The organism is Serratia odorifera, assembly GCF_041448735.1.
Classification (GTDB): domain Bacteria; phylum Pseudomonadota; class Gammaproteobacteria; order Enterobacterales; family Enterobacteriaceae; genus Serratia_F; species Serratia_F odorifera.
Window position 1 is genome coordinate 57,654 of record NZ_JBGMUT010000007.1, and the last position, 17,721, is coordinate 75,374.

Annotated in this window: 18 protein-coding genes; all 18 read left to right on the forward strand. The window is 57.6% G+C overall.

From position 1 onward, the window contains the following. Window positions 1-20 precede the first annotated feature (20 nt). Window positions 21-1,235, forward strand: a complete 1,215-nt coding sequence (iscS, locus tag ACCC84_RS16935) for a cysteine desulfurase (protein WP_004959628.1) — start codon at window positions 21-23, stop codon at window positions 1,233-1,235. Between the two features lie 24 nt (window positions 1,236-1,259). Next, on the forward strand, window positions 1,260-1,646 hold the full coding sequence (gene iscU, locus ACCC84_RS16940; RefSeq protein WP_004959632.1) for a Fe-S cluster assembly scaffold IscU: 387 nt from the start codon (window positions 1,260-1,262) through the stop codon (window positions 1,644-1,646). A gap of 92 nt (window positions 1,647-1,738) precedes the next feature. Continuing rightward, on the forward strand, window positions 1,739-2,062 hold the full coding sequence (gene iscA / locus ACCC84_RS16945) for an iron-sulfur cluster assembly protein IscA (protein ID WP_004959636.1): 324 nt from the start codon (window positions 1,739-1,741) through the stop codon (window positions 2,060-2,062). A gap of 104 nt (window positions 2,063-2,166) precedes the next feature. Next, window positions 2,167-2,685, forward strand: a complete 519-nt coding sequence (gene hscB, locus ACCC84_RS16950; RefSeq protein ID WP_004959639.1) for a co-chaperone HscB — start codon at window positions 2,167-2,169, stop codon at window positions 2,683-2,685. Between the two features lie 24 nt (window positions 2,686-2,709). Next, window positions 2,710-4,560, forward strand: a complete 1,851-nt coding sequence (hscA, locus tag ACCC84_RS16955; RefSeq protein ID WP_004959640.1) for a Fe-S protein assembly chaperone HscA — start codon at window positions 2,710-2,712, stop codon at window positions 4,558-4,560. A 2-nt stretch (window positions 4,561-4,562) separates the two neighbouring features. Beyond that, the gene (gene fdx, locus ACCC84_RS16960) at window positions 4,563-4,898 is read left to right on the forward strand and encodes an ISC system 2Fe-2S type ferredoxin (protein ID WP_004959643.1); all 336 of its coding nucleotides are present in this window, start codon (window positions 4,563-4,565) and stop codon (window positions 4,896-4,898) included. 81 nt (window positions 4,899-4,979) lie between these two features. Next, window positions 4,980-5,180 carry a Fe-S cluster assembly protein IscX gene (gene iscX / locus ACCC84_RS16965; RefSeq protein WP_004959645.1) on the forward strand — a complete coding sequence of 67 codons (201 nt, stop codon included), beginning with the start codon at window positions 4,980-4,982 and terminating at the stop codon, window positions 5,178-5,180. Window positions 5,181-5,393: 213 nt separating this feature from the next. Beyond that, entirely contained in the window at window positions 5,394-6,689 is a 1,296-nt protein-coding gene (pepB, locus tag ACCC84_RS16970) for an aminopeptidase PepB (RefSeq protein WP_004959651.1), read from the forward strand. A 64-nt stretch (window positions 6,690-6,753) separates the two neighbouring features. After that, window positions 6,754-7,584 carry an enhanced serine sensitivity protein SseB gene (gene sseB, locus ACCC84_RS16975; protein ID WP_004959656.1) on the forward strand — a complete coding sequence of 277 codons (831 nt, stop codon included), beginning with the start codon at window positions 6,754-6,756 and terminating at the stop codon, window positions 7,582-7,584. A gap of 203 nt (window positions 7,585-7,787) precedes the next feature. Beyond that, a complete protein-coding gene (gene ndk, locus ACCC84_RS16980) occupies window positions 7,788-8,213 on the forward strand; it encodes a nucleoside-diphosphate kinase (RefSeq protein ID WP_004959658.1) in 426 nt (141 codons plus the stop codon). 354 nt (window positions 8,214-8,567) lie between these two features. Further along, complete coding sequence (gene rlmN / locus ACCC84_RS16985) at window positions 8,568-9,764, forward strand: dual-specificity RNA methyltransferase RlmN (RefSeq protein WP_004959664.1); 1,197 nt, start codon at window positions 8,568-8,570, stop codon at window positions 9,762-9,764. A 96-nt stretch (window positions 9,765-9,860) separates the two neighbouring features. Then, entirely contained in the window at window positions 9,861-10,607 is a 747-nt protein-coding gene (gene pilW / locus ACCC84_RS16990; RefSeq protein WP_371902082.1) for a type IV pilus biogenesis/stability protein PilW, read from the forward strand. Then, entirely contained in the window at window positions 10,597-11,589 is a 993-nt protein-coding gene (rodZ, locus tag ACCC84_RS16995; protein ID WP_004959669.1) for a cytoskeleton protein RodZ, read from the forward strand. The genes pilW and rodZ overlap by 11 nt, the downstream gene beginning before the upstream one ends. A gap of 47 nt (window positions 11,590-11,636) precedes the next feature. Further along, window positions 11,637-12,758, forward strand: a complete 1,122-nt coding sequence (gene ispG / locus ACCC84_RS17000; RefSeq protein ID WP_004959672.1) for a flavodoxin-dependent (E)-4-hydroxy-3-methylbut-2-enyl-diphosphate synthase — start codon at window positions 11,637-11,639, stop codon at window positions 12,756-12,758. A gap of 129 nt (window positions 12,759-12,887) precedes the next feature. Further along, window positions 12,888-14,162: a histidine--tRNA ligase gene (hisS, locus tag ACCC84_RS17005; protein WP_004959677.1), complete on the forward strand. Its 1,275-nt coding sequence runs from the start codon at window positions 12,888-12,890 to the stop codon at window positions 14,160-14,162. A 13-nt stretch (window positions 14,163-14,175) separates the two neighbouring features. Then, window positions 14,176-14,796, forward strand: coding sequence for a YfgM family protein (locus tag ACCC84_RS17010; protein WP_004959680.1), 621 nt, complete (start codon window positions 14,176-14,178; stop codon window positions 14,794-14,796). A gap of 11 nt (window positions 14,797-14,807) precedes the next feature. Continuing rightward, window positions 14,808-15,989 (forward strand): outer membrane protein assembly factor BamB, encoded by a 1,182-nt coding sequence (gene bamB / locus ACCC84_RS17015; RefSeq protein WP_004959682.1) that lies wholly within the window; start codon window positions 14,808-14,810, stop codon window positions 15,987-15,989. 158 nt (window positions 15,990-16,147) lie between these two features. After that, the gene (gene der / locus ACCC84_RS17020; protein ID WP_004959685.1) at window positions 16,148-17,641 is read left to right on the forward strand and encodes a ribosome biogenesis GTPase Der; all 1,494 of its coding nucleotides are present in this window, start codon (window positions 16,148-16,150) and stop codon (window positions 17,639-17,641) included. The last annotated feature ends 80 nt before the right edge of the window (window positions 17,642-17,721 follow it).

Here is a 17,721-nt window from a genome sequence, read left to right on the forward strand (position 1 = left end):
ATGTACGGAGCACAAGAGCAATGAAATTACCGATTTATCTGGACTACTCAGCAACGACGCCGGTCGATCCGCGCGTTGCCGAGAAAATGATGCAGTTTTTGACCCTGGACGGTACTTTCGGTAACCCGGCTTCCCGTTCCCACCGTTTCGGGTGGCAGGCGGAAGAAGCGGTAGATATCGCCCGTAACCAAATTGCTGAACTGGTTGGCGCTGACCCGCGCGAAATCGTGTTCACTTCAGGGGCAACCGAATCCGACAACCTGGCGATTAAAGGCGCTGCCAATTTCTACCAAAAGAAAGGCAAGCACGTCATCACCAGCAAAACCGAACATAAAGCCGTGCTGGACACCTGTCGTCAGCTGGAGCGCGAAGGGTTTGAAGTTACCTACCTGGCGCCGCAGAGCAATGGCATCATCGATCTGAAAGAGCTCGAAGCCGCCATGCGCGACGACACCATTCTGGTGTCCATCATGCACGTGAACAACGAAATCGGCGTGGTGCAGGATATCGCCACCATCGGCGAAATGTGCCGTGCGCGCGGTATCATCTACCACGTTGATGCGACTCAGAGCGTGGGCAAACTGCCTATCGATCTGAGCCAGCTGAAAGTTGACCTGATGTCCTTCTCCGGTCACAAAATCTACGGGCCGAAGGGCATTGGTGCGCTGTATGTGCGCCGCAAGCCGCGTATCCGTATCGAAGCGCAAATCCATGGTGGCGGTCACGAGCGCGGCATGCGTTCCGGTACGCTGCCAGTGCACCAGATCGTCGGTATGGGCGAAGCCTACCGTATCGCCAAAGAAGAAATGGACAGCGAAATGGCGCGTCTGCGCGTATTGCGTGACCGTCTGTGGAACGGCGTGAAGGATATGGAAGAAGTCTACCTGAACGGCTCACTGGAGCAGGGTGCACCTAATATCCTCAATGTCAGCTTCAACTACGTTGAAGGTGAATCGCTGATCATGGCATTGAAAGACCTGGCCGTTTCCTCCGGCTCCGCCTGTACCTCTGCCAGCCTGGAACCTTCCTATGTGCTGCGTGCGTTGGGCATGAGCGATGAATTGGCACACAGCTCGATCCGCTTCTCTCTGGGGCGTTTTACCACCGAAGAAGAGATCGACTACACCATTCAGCTGGTTCGCAACTCCATCGGCCGTCTGCGCGATCTTTCCCCGCTGTGGGAGATGTTCAAACAGGGCGTGGATATCAACAGCATCGAATGGTCACACCATTAATTCATCGGATTCAGGAGCAAAGTCATGGCTTACAGCGAAAAAGTAATCGATCACTACGAAAACCCGCGCAACGTGGGATCCTTTGATAACGAAGATCCTAGCGTAGGCAGCGGCATGGTGGGTGCACCGGCCTGTGGTGACGTAATGAAACTGCAGATCAAGGTCAACGACGCCGGCATTATCGAAGACGCACGCTTCAAAACCTACGGCTGCGGTTCCGCCATCGCGTCCAGCTCGCTGGTCACTGAATGGATGAAGGGCAAATCCCTGGAGCAGGCCGAGTCGATCAAGAATACCCAGATTGCCGAAGAGCTGGAGTTGCCACCGGTCAAGATCCACTGCTCGATCCTGGCGGAAGACGCCATCAAAGCAGCGATTGCCGACTATAAGAGCAAGCACGGCGCCAAGTGATTATCTTTGAGTTATCTACCCGTTGAACCTCGGGGCCGTGGCCAAACTGGCGGCGGCCTTAAGCCAGGCGGGTAATTGAGTGTGAGGTTGTTATGTCGATTACTATGAGCGACAGCGCTGCGCAACGCGTCCAGGCATTTTTGGACCACCGCGGCAAAGGTCTCGGCCTGCGCCTTGGGGTGCGTACCTCTGGTTGTTCCGGGATGGCGTATGTGCTGGAATTTGTTGACGAAACCAATGACGATGATGTCATTTTCGAAGACAAAGGCGTTAAGGTGATCATTGACGGCAAGAGCCTGGTCTACCTTGACGGCACCGAGCTTGACTTCGTTAAGGAAGGCCTGAACGAAGGCTTCAAGTTCAACAACCCGAATGTCTCAAACGAGTGCGGCTGCGGCGAAAGTTTTAACGTCTGACAGTCCATCGTGTTCCTCCGCTACTCACTTGCGGTTTGATGAGATGCTCCCCCGCTCGCGTCGCGGGGGAACCTAAACCATCACGATAACGCCCAGAGCACGCTATGGATTACTTTACTTTATTCGGGCTGCCAGTTCGCTATCCCGTGGACGGCAGCCTGCTTGCATCCCGCTATCAGGATCTGCAACGCCAATTCCATCCCGACCGTTTTGCCAGCCAGCCAGAGCGTGAACGCCTGATGGCGTTGCAGCAGGCGGCGACCATCAATGAAGCCTACCAAACGCTGAAGCACCCGTTAAAACGCGCGGAGTATATGCTATCTTTGCACGGTTTTGACTTGGGCAACGAGCAGCACACCCTGCGCGACACCGCTTTCCTGATGGAACAGCTGGAGCTGCGCGAAGAGCTCGATGCGATAGAACGCCAGGCGGACGAAAACGCATTGGCGGCGTTTGCCGGGCGTCTGAACGATGCCTGCCAGCAGCGCAGCGCGCAGATGGTACAGCAGTTGGACGCTCAGCAGTGGACCGACGCCGCCGATACGGTACGCAAACTGCGTTTCTTGGACAAACTCCAGCAACAGGTTGAACAACTCGAAGAAAAACTGCTGGGTTTTGAGTAATTCTTTTCATTTTGGAAGCTCAATATGGCCTTATTACAAATCAGTGAGCCCGGCCTCAGCGCCGCGCCACACCAGCGGCGTCTGGCTGCCGGCATCGATCTTGGCACCACCAATTCGCTGGTTGCCACGGTGCGCAGCGGGCAGGCGGAAACGCTGCCCGATGCCGACAATCGCCATCTGTTGCCTTCCGTGGTGCATTATGCTGCCGCTGGCCACAGCGTAGGCTGGGCGGCACGCGCACAGGCGGCGCAGGATCCGGCCAATACCATCAGTTCGGTCAAACGCATGATGGGCCGCTCTCTGGCCGACGTGCAGCAGCGTTACCCGAACCTGCCGTACCAGTTCCAGGCCAGCGACAATGGCTTGCCGATGATGGTTACCGCAGGCGGTCTGCTCAACCCGGTTGGCGTCTCTGCCGACATTCTCAAGGCGCTGGGCGCGCGCGCGCAGCAGGCGCTTGACGGCGAGCTGGATGGCGTGGTGATCACCGTTCCTGCCTATTTCGACGACGCACAGCGCCAGGGCACCAAAGACGCCGCGCGTCTGGCCGGCCTGCACGTGCTGCGTCTGCTCAACGAGCCGACGGCGGCAGCAATCGCCTACGGCCTGGACTCCGGGCAGGAAGGGGTGATCGCGGTTTACGATCTGGGCGGCGGTACCTTTGATATTTCCATTCTGCGCTTGAGCCGCGGGGTGTTCGAAGTGTTGGCCACCGGCGGCGACTCCGCGCTCGGCGGCGATGATTTCGACCACCTGCTGGCGGACTGGCTGCGCGAGCAGGCCGGCATTGCCGATCGCAGTGACCACGGTGTGCAGCGCCAACTGCTGGACGCCGCCATCAAGGCCAAGATTGCCCTCAGCGAGGCCGATTCGGTGGCCGTTGAGGTAGCCGGCTGGCGCGGTGAGGTGAGTCGTCAACGCTTCGAAGCGCTGATCGCCACGCTGGTGAAGCGTACGCTGATGGCCTGCCGCCGGGCATTGAAAGACGCCGGCGTGACGGCTGACCAGGTGCTGGAAGTGGTGATGGTTGGCGGCTCGACCCGCGTGCCGTTGGTACGCGAACAGGTCGGCGCCTTCTTTGGCCGTACGCCGCTGACCTCGATCGATCCGGATAAAGTGGTGGCGATCGGCGCGGCGATTCAGGCGGATATTCTGGTCGGCAACAAGCCGGACAGCGAAATGCTGCTGCTGGACGTGATCCCGCTGTCGCTGGGGCTGGAAACCATGGGCGGTCTGGTGGAGAAGGTGATCCCGCGTAACACCACCATTCCGGTGGCGCGTGCGCAGGAGTTTACCACCTTTAAAGACGGCCAGAGCGCGATGATGATCCATGTGCTGCAAGGCGAACGCGAACTGGTGCAGGACTGTCGCTCGCTGGCCCGCTTTACGCTGCGTGGCCTGCCGCCGTTACCGGCCGGCGGCGCGCATATCCGCGTCACTTTCCAGGTGGATGCCGACGGGCTGCTGAGCGTCACCGCCATGGAAAAATCTACCGGCGTCGAGGCGTCGATTCAGGTCAAGCCGTCCTACGGGCTGTCTGACGCCGAAATTGCCGGCATGATCAAGGATTCGATGGCCCATGCGCACAGCGATGTCAGCGCGCGCATGCTGGCTGAACAACGGGTTGAAGCGTCAAGGGTGCTGGAAAGTCTGCAAGGCGCGTTGGCGACCGATGCAGCGCTACTCGACGGCGAGGAACGCCTGGCAATCGACAGCGCCGTGGCGGCTTTGCAACAGGCGGTGCAGGGCACCGATCCCGCTGCTATCGAAGCGGCGATCAAGACATTAGATGCAACTACGCAAGATTTTGCCGCGCGCCGCATGGATGCTTCCATTCGCCGGGCGCTGGCTGGCCATTCTGTGGATGAGGTTTAACCATGCCTAAAATTGTTTTCCTGCCCCATCAAGATTTATGCCCGGAGGGGGCAGTGTTGGAAGCCCGCGAAGGGGAATCGATTCTCGACGTCGCGCTGCGCAACGGTATCGATATCGAGCACGCCTGTGAGAAATCCTGCGCCTGCACGACCTGTCACTGCATCGTGCGTGAAGGGTTCGATTCGCTGGAAGAAAGCAGCGAGCTGGAAGACGACATGCTGGACAAAGCCTGGGGACTGGAGCCGGAAAGCCGCCTGAGCTGTCAGGCGCTGGTCGCCGACGAGGATCTGGTGGTCGAGATGCCGCGTTATACCGTCAACCACGCACGCGAACATTGATATCCGTTGTCTTTCAAGCGCTAGCGTCATTGGCGGCAGCTTGAACTCCAGAGGATAGCGCTGAGTAAGAGGAAGGAAATAATGGCACTGAAGTGGACCGATAGCCGGGAAATCGGCGAAGCCCTGTATGACGCATATCCGGACACCGATCCGAAAACCGTGCGTTTTACCGACCTGCACCAGTGGATTTGCGATCTCGAAGAGTTTGACGACGATCCGCAGGCTTCCAACGAAAAAATACTGGAAGCGATCCTGCTGGTCTGGTTAGATGAAGCAGACTAGCGACTAATAGCGTAACGGGCTGCCATGGGCGGCCCGTTTATTTTGTATCCGACTAATAAGAACGCATATACCCTACATAATTCGTGTGGCAGGAAGACGGCAAGGGAAGAAATCCCGATCAACTTCCATCGGCAAGTGATCCGGGTGACTGAGCGCAGTCAACACACCTGTCACGTGAAGTATGACGCGTATAAAGCATATACGGAGTAGGCGATGACAACTGAAACTATGCACATTACCCTGTCCCACGCCCCTGCTGACGCGCGCTGGGGAGAAAAGGCGCTGCTGAGCACCAACAGCGAAGGCATGACTATCCATCTGAGCGGCGCAGCCGAACTGAACGCCATCCAGCGTGCGGCGCGCAAAATTGACGGCCAGGGCGTGAAGCGCGTCAAACTGTCCGGCGACGGTTGGGGGCTGGAGCAAAGCTGGGCATTCTGGCAAGGATTTCGCGGCCCGAAAGGTCAGCGCAGCGTGGAGTGGGCGGAACTGTCGCCGGCCGATCGCAACGAACTGGATCTGCGGCTGAAAATCATCGACTGGGTACGCGACACCATCAACATGCCGGCAGAGAATCTGGGGCCGGAGCAATTGGCGACCCGTGCCGTCGACCTGCTGTGCGACGTCGGTTGCGATGCCGTCAGCTATCGCATCACCAAAGGCGAAGATCTGCGTGAGCAGAACTATCACGGCATTCACACCGTTGGCCGCGGTTCCGAGCGCCCGCCGGTACTGCTGGCGCTGGACTACAACCCGACCGGCAATCCGGACGCGCCGGTATTCGCCTGTCTGGTGGGCAAGGGCATCACCTTTGATACTGGCGGTTACAGCCTGAAGCAAAGCGCGTTTATGGATTCGATGAAATCCGATATGGGCGGCGCAGCCACCGTGACTGGCGCGCTGGCGCTGGCCGTGGCGCGTGGGCTTGATAAGCGGGTGAAACTGTATCTGTGCTGCGCCGACAATATGGTCAGCGGTAATGCCTTCAAGCTGGGCGATATCATTCATTATCGCAATGGCAAAACCGTTGAAGTGATGAATACCGATGCCGAAGGGCGTCTGGTGCTGGCCGACGGCCTGATCGACGCTTCACAACAGAATCCGACGCTGATCGTCGATTGCGCGACGCTGACCGGTGCGGCGAAAACCGCGCTGGGTAATGACTACCACGCGTTGTTCAGCTTTGACGACGCGTTGGCCCAAGAACTGCTGACCAGCGCCGAGGCTGAACACGAGCCGTTCTGGCGCCTGCCGCTGGCCGAATTCCACCGCAGCCAGTTGCCGTCTAACTTCGCCGAATTGAACAACGTGGCCGGTGCGGCGTACAGCGCCGGTGCCAGCACTGCCGCCGCTTTCCTGTCGCACTTTGTTCAGCATTATCAGCAGGGCTGGCTGCACATCGACTGTTCTGCTACCTACCGTAAAGGTGCGGTGGATCAGTGGTCGGCCGGTGCCACCGGGCTGGGTGTGCGCACCGTTGCCAACCTGTTGTTGAGTAAAGCCAAATAACGTTGGTTGAGAATCAATACGCCAAGGGTTCAGCATGCTGAGCCCTTTATCATTGGAGTAGACAATGAGTTCCCATCATCACGATGCCGTGGCCGGCGAAAACGAACTCGAACGGCTGCTGAAACTGGCGGTAAGCGAACCGGCGCATCGGCCGTCCTTTTTCCGCGAACTGCTGGATTCGACGATTTATATTCTCGGCGACAGCGAGCAGGTGCAGCAGGAAGGCGAGATTGCCCTGAATGCCGACACGCCGGTGAATATCCAGCATTGGGAAAAGCAGGACGGCAGCAGCATTGTGCCGTTCTTCTCTTCGCTTGCCACGCTGCAAAAGGCGGTAGAAGGCCAGCAGCCGTTTATCGCCATGCCGGCGCGCGTGCTGTTCGAAATTACCCAGGGCGCCGAGCTGTTCCTTAATCCGAAGGCGGAGTACGGCAAAGAGTTCTACCCGGAAGAAGTGGCGACGCTGTTGGCAACCGGTGGCGTGGTCAAGCCGGTGGAGCACTACGTCGACAAAGACAGCCAGATCCTGCTTGGACAACCGGACGATTACCCGGCGGCGATGGTGGATGCGTTAACCACGCTGTTCAGCCAGCGCAAGCCGGTGCGACGGGCATTTCTGGCGTTGATGCACGACCGCGCCGTTGATGAAAAGCCCAATCTGCTGGTGGGGCTGGAGGTCGATGGCGAACCGGCGGCGATTGAGGCGCTGATCCAGGAGGCCGGCAGCGTCGCCAGCGAAACCTTGCCGGCAGATGAACCGGTGGATTTCTGCCTGGTGTCGGAGCAGGAGCGCGGCGTAAGCCATTATCTGATAACGCACACTCAGCCGTTCTATCAACGTCGCTGGGGCAGTTGGCTGCGTAATATCATTCCTTCTACCGATAAGACGCCGTAGCGCTGGCCGATCGCCGTCGACGGTATCAGACGTACCGCGCTGGGAATGCGCGGGTTTCTTGCGCAATGGGTCATATTTTTTTAATAAAATGTTGATTTTCCCGTAGGCAAGCGTTAACAGCACACATATAATCTGCGCCACTTGAGAAAGCCGGCACGCTATATTTTAGTCCGGCTTATATTGGAAGTTAGACAGAGGCCATCATGACCGTAGAACGTACCTTTTCCATCGTTAAACCAAACTCCGTAGCAAACAACGACATCGGCGCTATCTACGCGCGTTTCGAGCGTGCGGGCTTCAAGATCATCGCTGCAAAAATGCTGAAACTGACTCGCGAGCAAGCTGAAGGCTTCTACGCCGAGCACAAAGGCCGCCCATTCTTTGACGGTCTGGTTGAGTTTATGACTTCTGGTCCAATCATGGTTCAGGTTCTGGAAGCGGAAAACGCCATCCAGCGCAACCGTGACATCATGGGCGCAACCAACCCGGACAACGCGCTGGCCGGTACTCTGCGTGCCGACTATGCTGACAGCTTTACCGCCAACGCGGTGCACGGTTCTGATTCTGCGGAATCTGCTGCGCGTGAAATCGCTTATTTCTTCAACGAAAGCGAAATCTGCGCACGCTAATCCGGGTGGTCTTTCACGCTGTAGCCGCTTGGCTACCGCGTGAAATCATTGGGTATTATGCGTTCAGGTTTGCATGGCGCAGGTACGCATTCACCGGCTGAAACAATAAAAATGCCTTGAATGCCTTCCAGCCATGGAAAGCCGCTACTAAAATTTGTACAATGCCGCGCCCCTGATGAGACGACTTGTCAGGGGCGCGCTTTTACCCTGTGTCTTTCTCGCCGCCGCATCGTTGGCCGCTGCGTGAAAACCAGTGGGCATCGTGCCGTCAGCCTGAATTTTAGCGGGCTGAGTGCACAACTTACTTTCCATTCTTTAGCGCCATAACGTGTAATAACGAGGCCAGAGATCATTATGTTAGAACCCATCACGTCCGAGCACATCGTGTCTGAAAATAATTCGCTGACTACTCAATCCGTTAAAACGGAACAACCGGCTACGGCCAAAATTAACCTGCTGGATCTGAACCGCCAGCAGCTGCGCGAGTTTTTTGCCGAACTGGGTGAAAAACCGTTCCGCGCCGATCAGGTGATGAAGTGGATGTATCACTATTGCTGCGACGATTTTGAGCAGATGACCGATATCAACAAGGTCCTGCGCAACAAGCTGCAGAGCATTGCCGAAATTCGTGCGCCGGAAGTGGCCGAAGAGCAGCGTTCAGCCGATGGCACCATCAAGTGGGCGATCAAGGTGGGCGATCAGCAGGTCGAAACCGTGTATATCCCGGAAGCCGACCGCGCGACCCTGTGCGTATCCTCTCAGGTAGGTTGCGCGCTGGAATGCAAATTCTGTTCGACGGCGCAGCAAGGCTTCAACCGCAACCTGCGGGTGTCGGAAATTATCGGTCAGGTCTGGCGTGCGGCAAAAATCATCGGCGCACAGAAGGTGACCGGCCAGCGTCCGATCACCAACGTGGTGATGATGGGCATGGGCGAGCCTCTGCTCAACCTGAACAACGTAGTACCGGCGATGGAAATCATGCTGGACGATTTTGGTTTCGGTCTGTCGAAGCGCCGCGTCACGCTGTCTACCTCCGGCGTGGTGCCGGCGCTGGACAAGCTGGGCGACATGATAGACGTCGCGTTGGCGATCTCGCTGCACGCGCCAAACGACACCATCCGCGACGAGATCGTGCCGATCAACCGCAAATACAACATCGAAACCTTCCTGTCCTCGGTGCGCCGCTATCTGGAAAAATCCAACGCCAATCAGGGGCGGGTGACGGTGGAATATGTCATGCTTGATCACATCAACGACAGCACCGACGACGCGCATCAGTTGGCGGAAGTGCTGAAGGATACGCCGTGCAAGATCAACCTGATCCCTTGGAACCCGTTCCCGGGCGCACCCTACGGCCGCAGCTCCAACAGCCGCGTCGATCGTTTTTCCAAAGTGTTGATGGAATACGGCTTTACGACTATTGTTCGTAAAACCCGTGGCGATGATATCGATGCCGCCTGCGGGCAGTTGGCGGGAGAAGTGATCGACCGTACCAAGCGTACCCTGAAAAAGAAAATGGCCGGGGAACCTATCAACGTGCGGGCGGTCTGAATCCCATAGGGTGATTTCTGTTAACTAACAGCCTGTTATGTGAGCAATACCTCCTCAGGCCGTCGGCTAACGCCGGATAAGGACATACCGTTGAGCATGAAGCTGACCGCATGGGGATTATTGCTGGCTGCTGGGCTGTTGGCCGGCTGTTCAGGGGCGGCGCCGGAAAACGGCGCGGCAACGGTAGCGGGGCAGACGCGTTTGCAACTGGGTCTTGCCTATTTGCAGCAGGGCGATTTGGACGCCGCGCAGCAGAATCTGCAAAAAGCGGCAAACGCGGCACCGCAGGATTACCGGACGCAGTTGGCCATGGCGTTGTATGAACAACGTGTGGGCGATAACAGCGCTGCCGAGCAGCGCTACCAGCGGGCACTGCAGCTGGCGCCCGGCAACGGTAGCGTGTTGAATAATTACGGTGCGTTTCTTTGCAGTTTAGGGCAGTATGTACCTGCACAACAGCGGTTTAGCGCGGCGGCATCGGCCCCTGACTACGGCCAGGTTGCCGACAGTCTGGAAAACGCCGGTTACTGCTTCCTGAGGGCGGGTCAGAACGATAAAGCGCGCAGGTTGTTAACGCGCACGCTGAAGGCCGATCCGGATAAGGGCACGCCGCTGTTGGTTGAGGCAGAAAAGCAATTTGGAGCAGGGAAACGTGCGCAGTCGCAGCTTTTGTTAGATGTTTATCAGCACGTTCTGCCGGCCAGTGCCGACAGTTTATGGTTACAGATTCGTTTCGCCGCGTTAGCCGGCCGTCAGGATAGCGTTCAACGCTATGGCAGGCAGCTAGCGCGAAGTTTTCCACAATCCAAACAGCACCAGCAGTTCTTAGCTAATGAATACTGAAGCCTCCCAAGATAAAACCGTATCCATGACGACAGGCCAGCGCCTGCGTCAAGCCCGCGAACAACTCGGGCTGAGCCAGCAGGCGGTGGCAGAACGCCTGTGTCTCAAAATGTCGACCGTGCGCGATATCGAAGAAGACAACCTTGCGGCCGATCTGGCTTCGACCTTCGCCCGTGGTTATATTCGCTCCTACGCCAAGCTGGTGCATTTGCCAGAGGATGAGCTGCTGCCGATACTGGCCAAGCAGGCGCCAATCAAGGCGGCCAAAGTGGCGCCGATGCAAAGCTTCTCGCTGGGCAAGCGCCGTAAAAAGCGCGATGGTTGGCTGATGAGCTTTACCTGGCTGATCCTGTTTGTGGTGATTGGCCTGACCGGCGCCTGGTGGTGGCAAAACCACAAGGCGCAGCAGGACGAAATCGCCACCATGGCCGATCAGTCCTCTGCCCAGCTGTCTCAAAACAATGAAGGTCAATCGGTACCGTTGATCGACAACAACGCCGAGAGCGGCAGCGTGCCGGTGGACGGCAACTCCGCTCCACTGGCGATCGATCCCGCGCCGGCGGTGCCAGCGACGCCAACGGCGCCAGCGGCAACCGGCACCGATAACACGCAGCAACCGGCGGTGGTTTCACCAAGCCAGGCGAGTATTCCTGACGCGGCGCCGGCAGCCAACGCACCGGCGGCAGATGCGCCGTTGCCAACCGCCGATGCCGGCGTGGCAGCGCCAGCAGCCGATCCTAACGCGCTGGTTATGGACTTTTCTGCCGATTGCTGGCTGCAGGTGACCGACGCCAGCGGCAAAACGCTGTTCAGCGGCACGCAAAAAAGCGGTGGCAAGCTGAACCTGACCGGCACAGCGCCTTACAAACTGACCATTGGCGCGCCGGCTGCAGTACAGATTCAATATCAAGGTAAACCGGTCGATCTAAGCCGGTTTGTTAAGTCAAACCGTGTTGCTCGTCTGACCGTTGCCGCGCAGTAATTGCGCGGCTGGTGTCTTTGCGCATGAGCAGCAATGGAGAGTAAGTGATGCATAACCAAGCACCCATAACCCGTCGCAAATCTACACGCATTTACGTCGGCAAGGTGCCAATTGGCGATGGCGCACCGATTGCCGTGCAATCGATGACCAACACCCGTACCACCGACGTAGAAGCCACGGTTAATCAGATCAGGGCGCTGGAACGCGTCGGCGTCGATATCGTGCGAGTTTCCGTCCCTACCATGGATGCCGCCGAGGCGTTCAAGCTGATCAAGCAGCAGGTCAATGTACCGCTGGTTGCCGACATCCATTTTGATTACCGCATTGCCTTGCAGGTCGCCGAATACGGCGTTGACTGCCTGCGCATCAACCCCGGCAATATCGGCAACGAATCGCGTATCCGCTCGGTAGTGGATTGCGCGCGTGATAAAAACATCCCGATCCGCATTGGCGTCAACGGCGGCTCGCTGGAAAAAGACCTGCAGGAAAAATACGGTGAGCCGACGCCGGAAGCGTTACTCGAATCGGCAATGCGCCACGTGGACATCCTCGACCGCTTGAACTTTGACCAGTTCAAGGTCAGCGTCAAGGCGTCCGACGTGTTCCTGGCAGTACAATCCTACCGTTTGCTGGCATCGCGTATCGACCAGCCGCTGCACCTCGGCATTACCGAAGCCGGCGGCGCACGCAGTGGATCGGTCAAGTCGGCGATCGGCCTCGGTCTGCTGCTGTCGGAAGGCATCGGCGATACGCTGCGTATTTCGTTGGCGGCGGATCCGGTCGAAGAAGTGAAAGTTGGCTTCGATATTCTGAAGTCGCTGCGCATTCGCGCTCGCGGTATCAACTTCATTGCCTGTCCGACCTGTTCCCGCCAGGAATTTGACGTGATCGGTACGGTGAACGCACTGGAACAACGTCTCGAAGACATCATCACCCCGATGGATGTGTCCATTATCGGTTGTGTGGTGAATGGTCCGGGCGAAGCGCTGGTTTCGACCATGGGCGTTACCGGTGGCCATAAGAAAAGCGGCTTCTATGAAGACGGTGTGCGCCAGAAAGAACGCTTTGATAACGAGCAGATGATCGATCAGCTGGAAGCGAAGATTCGCGCCAAGGCGGCGATGATGGATCAAGGCAATCGCATCAGCGTCAATCTGCTGGAAAAATAAGCATTATAGGTAGGGCGGGCCTGTTTGGCCCGCTCACTCATGAACCCGGGGGCGCTTCCACGTTGAACAGCGTAGGGTAAAGTCCCTATAATCGGGTTCATTTTTATATAAAACGGACAGAGAACTCACGTGGCAAAGAACATTCAAGCCATTCGCGGCATGAACGACTACCTGCCGGAAGATACGGCATTATGGCAGCGTATTGAAGGCACCCTGAAACAGGTGCTGGGCAGCTACGGTTACAGCGAAATCCGGTTGCCGATTGTAGAGCAGACCCCGTTATTCAAACGCGCGATCGGTGAGGTTACCGACGTCGTGGAAAAAGAGATGTATACCTTCGATGACCGCAACGGTGAAAGCCTGACGTTGCGCCCGGAAGGCACCGCGGGCTGCGTGCGCGCCGGCATCGAACACGGTCTGCTGTACAATCAGGAACAGCGTCTGTGGTACATCGGCCCGATGTTCCGTTACGAGCGTCCGCAAAAGGGCCGCTATCGCCAGTTCCATCAGCTGGGTGCCGAGGTATTCGGCCTGCAGGGCCCGGACGTTGACGCCGAGCTGATCCTGCTGACCGCCCGTTGGTGGAAAGCGCTGGGTATCGCCGAACACGTCAAGCTTGAACTGAACTCCATCGGTTCGCTGGAGGCGCGCGCCAACTACCGTGACGCGCTGGTGGCGTTCCTCGAACAGCACGTCGAACTGCTGGACGACGATTGCAAGCGCCGCATGTACAGCAACCCGCTACGGGTGCTGGATTCGAAGAATCCGCAGGTACAGGCGTTACTGAACGACGCGCCGCGGCTGTCCGAATACCTGGATGCCGATTCCAAAGCCCACTTCGACGGCCTGTGTGAACTTTTAACGCTGGCGGGTATCCCATATACCATCAATGAGCGACTGGTGCGCGGTCTGGATTATTACAACCGTACGGTGTTTGAGTGGGTTACTTCCAGTCTGGGTGCGCAGGGCACCGTCTGTGCAGGCGGTCGTTACGACGGCCTGGTAGAACAGCTGGGCGGCCGTGCCACGCCGGCGGTGGGCTTCGCGATGGGGCTGGAACGTCTGGTACTGCTGGTGCAGGCGGTTAACCCGGACTTCAAGGCGCCGGCGACCATTGATATTTACGTGATTTCTTCTGGTGCCGGCACGCAGAGCGCGGCAATGCGTCTGGCTGAAGCGGTGCGTGACGCCGCGCCACAGCTGAAATTAATGACTAACTACGGCGGCGGCAACTTTAAAAAGCAGATCACCCGGGCGGACAAGTGGGGCGCGCGCGTCGCCTTGATCCTGGGCGAAAACGAAGTCGCGGCACAGCAGGTGGTGGTGAAGGACCTGCGCAGTGGTGAACAAGAAACGCTGGCGCAAAGCGAACTCGCGGCGCGTCTGGCTTTGATGTTAGGTTAAGGAGAAGGACACCGTGGAAGTCTATACCACTGAAAACGAACAGGTCGACGCCGTACGTCGCTTCTTTGCCGAAAACGGCAAGGCGCTGGCGGTGGGCGTGGTGCTCGGTATTGGTGCCCTGGTTGGCTGGCGTGTCTGGCAAAGCAACCAAAACTCCAACATGATGGCTGCGTCGCAAAGTTACCAGCAGACAAGCGAAGCGCTTGCCGCCGGTAAGGCCGATGACGTCGCCGCTGCGGAGAAGTTTATCCAGGCCAATGGCAATAACTACGGCGTGATGGCCGCGTTGGAGCTGGCGAAGCATTACGTTGAGCAAAACGACGTAGCGAAAGCGGAGCAACAGCTGATAGTGGCGCAGGGGCAGGCAAAAGATGACAATCTGCTGTCGGTGATCAATCTGCGTCTGGCACGCGTTCAGCTGCAGGAAAAAAAGCTGGATGAAGCGCTGAAAACGCTGGACGGCGTGAAAGGCGAAGGCTGGGCGGCGTTACAGGCGGATCTGCGCGGTGACGTTCTGCTGGCGAAAGGCGATGCCAAAGGCGCACGCGAAGCCTACAGCAAAGGTATTGAATCCAACGCTTCTCAGACGCTACAGCTGCTGCTGCGTATGAAGCTGAATAACTTGTCCAGCTAAGGGGATTTCCCATGCAATTGCGTAAAACACTCTTGGTCGGGCTGGTTTCTGTCGCCTTGCTGAGTGGCTGTTCGCTGTTTAGCAGCGAAGAAGACGTGGTCACCATGTCACCGCTGCCAAAAGTTGAAAATCAGTTCACGCCAAACAGCGCGTGGAGCACCTCTGTCGGCGACGGCATTGGCGACTATTACTCGCACCTGCGTCCGGCCTACCAGGACAACACGGTGTATGCTGCCGATCGTCACGGCATCGTGAAAGCGATGGACGCCGACAGTGGTAACGAAAAATGGAAGGTCGATCTGTCCGAAAAGACCGGCTTCCTGTCACGTAACCGTTCGGCGCTGCTGTCTGGCGGCCTGACCGTGACCGGCGATAAAGTGTACGTAGGCAGTGAAAAAGCGCAGGTTTACGCGCTGAATACCGCCGACGGCACCATTGCCTGGCAGGCCAAAGTGGCTGGTGAAGCCATTTCCCGTCCGGTGGTCAGCGACGGCATGGTGCTGGTGCATACCAGCAACGGCCAGTTGCAGGCATTGAATGAAGCCGACGGCGCGGTAAAATGGACCGTGAACCTGGATATGCCGGCGCTGTCGCTGCGCGGTGAGTCTGCGCCTGCGACCGCATTTGGCGCTGCCATTGTCGGCGGCGACAACGGCCGCGTCAGCGCGGTGCTGATGCAGCAAGGCCAGCTGATTTGGCAGCAGCGTATTTCCCAGCCGAGTGGCGCGACGGAAATCGATCGTCTGAACGACGTCGACACCACGCCGGTGATTGTTGACGGCGTTATTTACGCATTGGGTTACAATGGCAACCTGACGGCGCTGGATCTGCGTTCCGGCCAGATCATGTGGAAGCGTGAACTGGGCTCGGTAAATGATTTCATCGTCGATGCGGGTCGCATTTATCTGGTTGATCAAAACGATCGCGTAGTGGCATTGAGCACCGAAGGCGGCGTTACCGTCTGGACGCAAAGCGAACTGCTGCACCGCAATCTGACGCCACCGGTGATGTATAATGGCTATCTGGTGGTCGGCGATTCCGAAGGCTATCTGCATTGGGTGAACACCACCGATGGTCGCTTCGTTGCCCAGCAGGAAGTGGACAGCTCCGGTTTCCTGTCAGCACCGCTAGTGGCCGGCGATAAACTGCTGATTCAGGCGAAGGGCGGCAAGGTTTACGCTTTCACCCGCTAACGCCGCTCGTCGCGACCCTTCTTGTACCCGAAAGCTTTCGGGTTGGGGAAAACGGCTCCTGACTGTTCAGGGGCCGTTTCGTATTTTTATAAACTGCGTTGTCGGTGTCTATCCGCTGCGTGGTAACGCATTGATAATTAAGTAATGAGGCTTCAACAATGATACCTGTCGTCGCGCTGGTCGGGCGCCCGAATGTGGGTAAATCCACCTTGTTTAACCGTTTAACACATACGCGCGATGCGCTGGTGGCGGATTTCCCCGGGCTAACGCGAGACCGCAAGTATGGTCGTGCTGAAGTTGAGGGTAACGAATTTATCATCATCGATACCGGCGGTATCGACGGTACCGAAGACGGCGTCGAAACCCGCATGGCGGGGCAGTCGCTGCTGGCGATCGAAGAAGCTGACATCGTGCTGTTTATGGTGGATGCCCGCGCCGGGCTGATGCCGGCGGATCAGGGTATCGCACAGCACCTGCGCAGCCGTCGCAAGGCCACCTTCCTGGTTGCCAACAAGACCGATGGCATGGATCCGGATCTGGCGACCGCCGATTTCTTCTCGCTGGGCCTCGGTGACGTGCACCCGATTGCCGCTTCCCATGGCCGCGGCGTAGCCCAGTTGATCGAACACGTACTGGTGCCATTCCTGCCTGAAAAAGAACAGGAAGTCGAACTGACCGAAGAACAGGCCAATGCCGCTTACTGGGCAGAACAGCAAGGCGAACTGTCGGACGAAGCGCTGGCTGAAGAGCCAGAAGACGATTTCAATCCGCAGGATTTGCCGATCAAGCTGGCTATCGTCGGGCGTCCTAACGTCGGTAAATCGACGCTGACCAACCGTATCCTCGGTGAAGAGCGCGTGGTGGTGTACGACATGCCGGGCACCACCCGTGACAGTATTTATATTCCGATGGTACGCGATGAGCGCGAATACGTGCTGATTGACACTGCCGGGGTGCGCAAGCGCGGCAAGGTAACGGAAACCGTCGAAAAGTTCTCGGTCATCAAAACGTTGCAGGCCATTGAAGACGCCAACGTGGTGCTGCTGGTGGTTGACGCACGCGAAGGCATTTCGGATCAGGATCTCTCGCTGCTCGGCTTTATCCTCAATAGTGGGCGCTCACTGGTGATTGCAGTCAACAAATGGGACGGCATGAGCGAAGAAGACCGCGACCACGTGAAAGAGATGCTCGATCTGCGCCTGGGCTTCGTCGATTTCGCCCGCGTGCACTTTATTTCGGCACTGCACGGCAGCGGCGTCGGCAACCTGTTCGAATCGGTGCAGGAAGCCTATGAGTGCGCGACCCGTCGCGTCAATACCTCGATGCTGACCAAGATCATGAACATGGCGGCGGAAGATCACCAGCCGCCGTTGGTCCGCGGCCGTCGTGTCAAGCTGAAGTACGCCCACGCCGGCGGCTATAACCCGCCGATCGTGGTGATCCACGGCAACCAGGTGGCCGACCTGTCCGACTCTTACAAACGCTATCTGATGAACTATTTCCGTCGTTCATTGAACGTGATGGGCACGCCGATCCGCATTCAGTTCAAAGAGGGTGAGAACCCGTTTGCCGGTAAGCGCAACACCCTGACGCCAAACCAGATGCGCAAGCGTAAGCGTTTGCTGAGCCATCTGAAGAAAGGCAAAAAATAAGCGGCAGTTTGCCAGATAACAGGGCGCGGTACACACCGCGCCCTTTTTAATTGCGACAAAATCGTTTTATTATCCGTGTA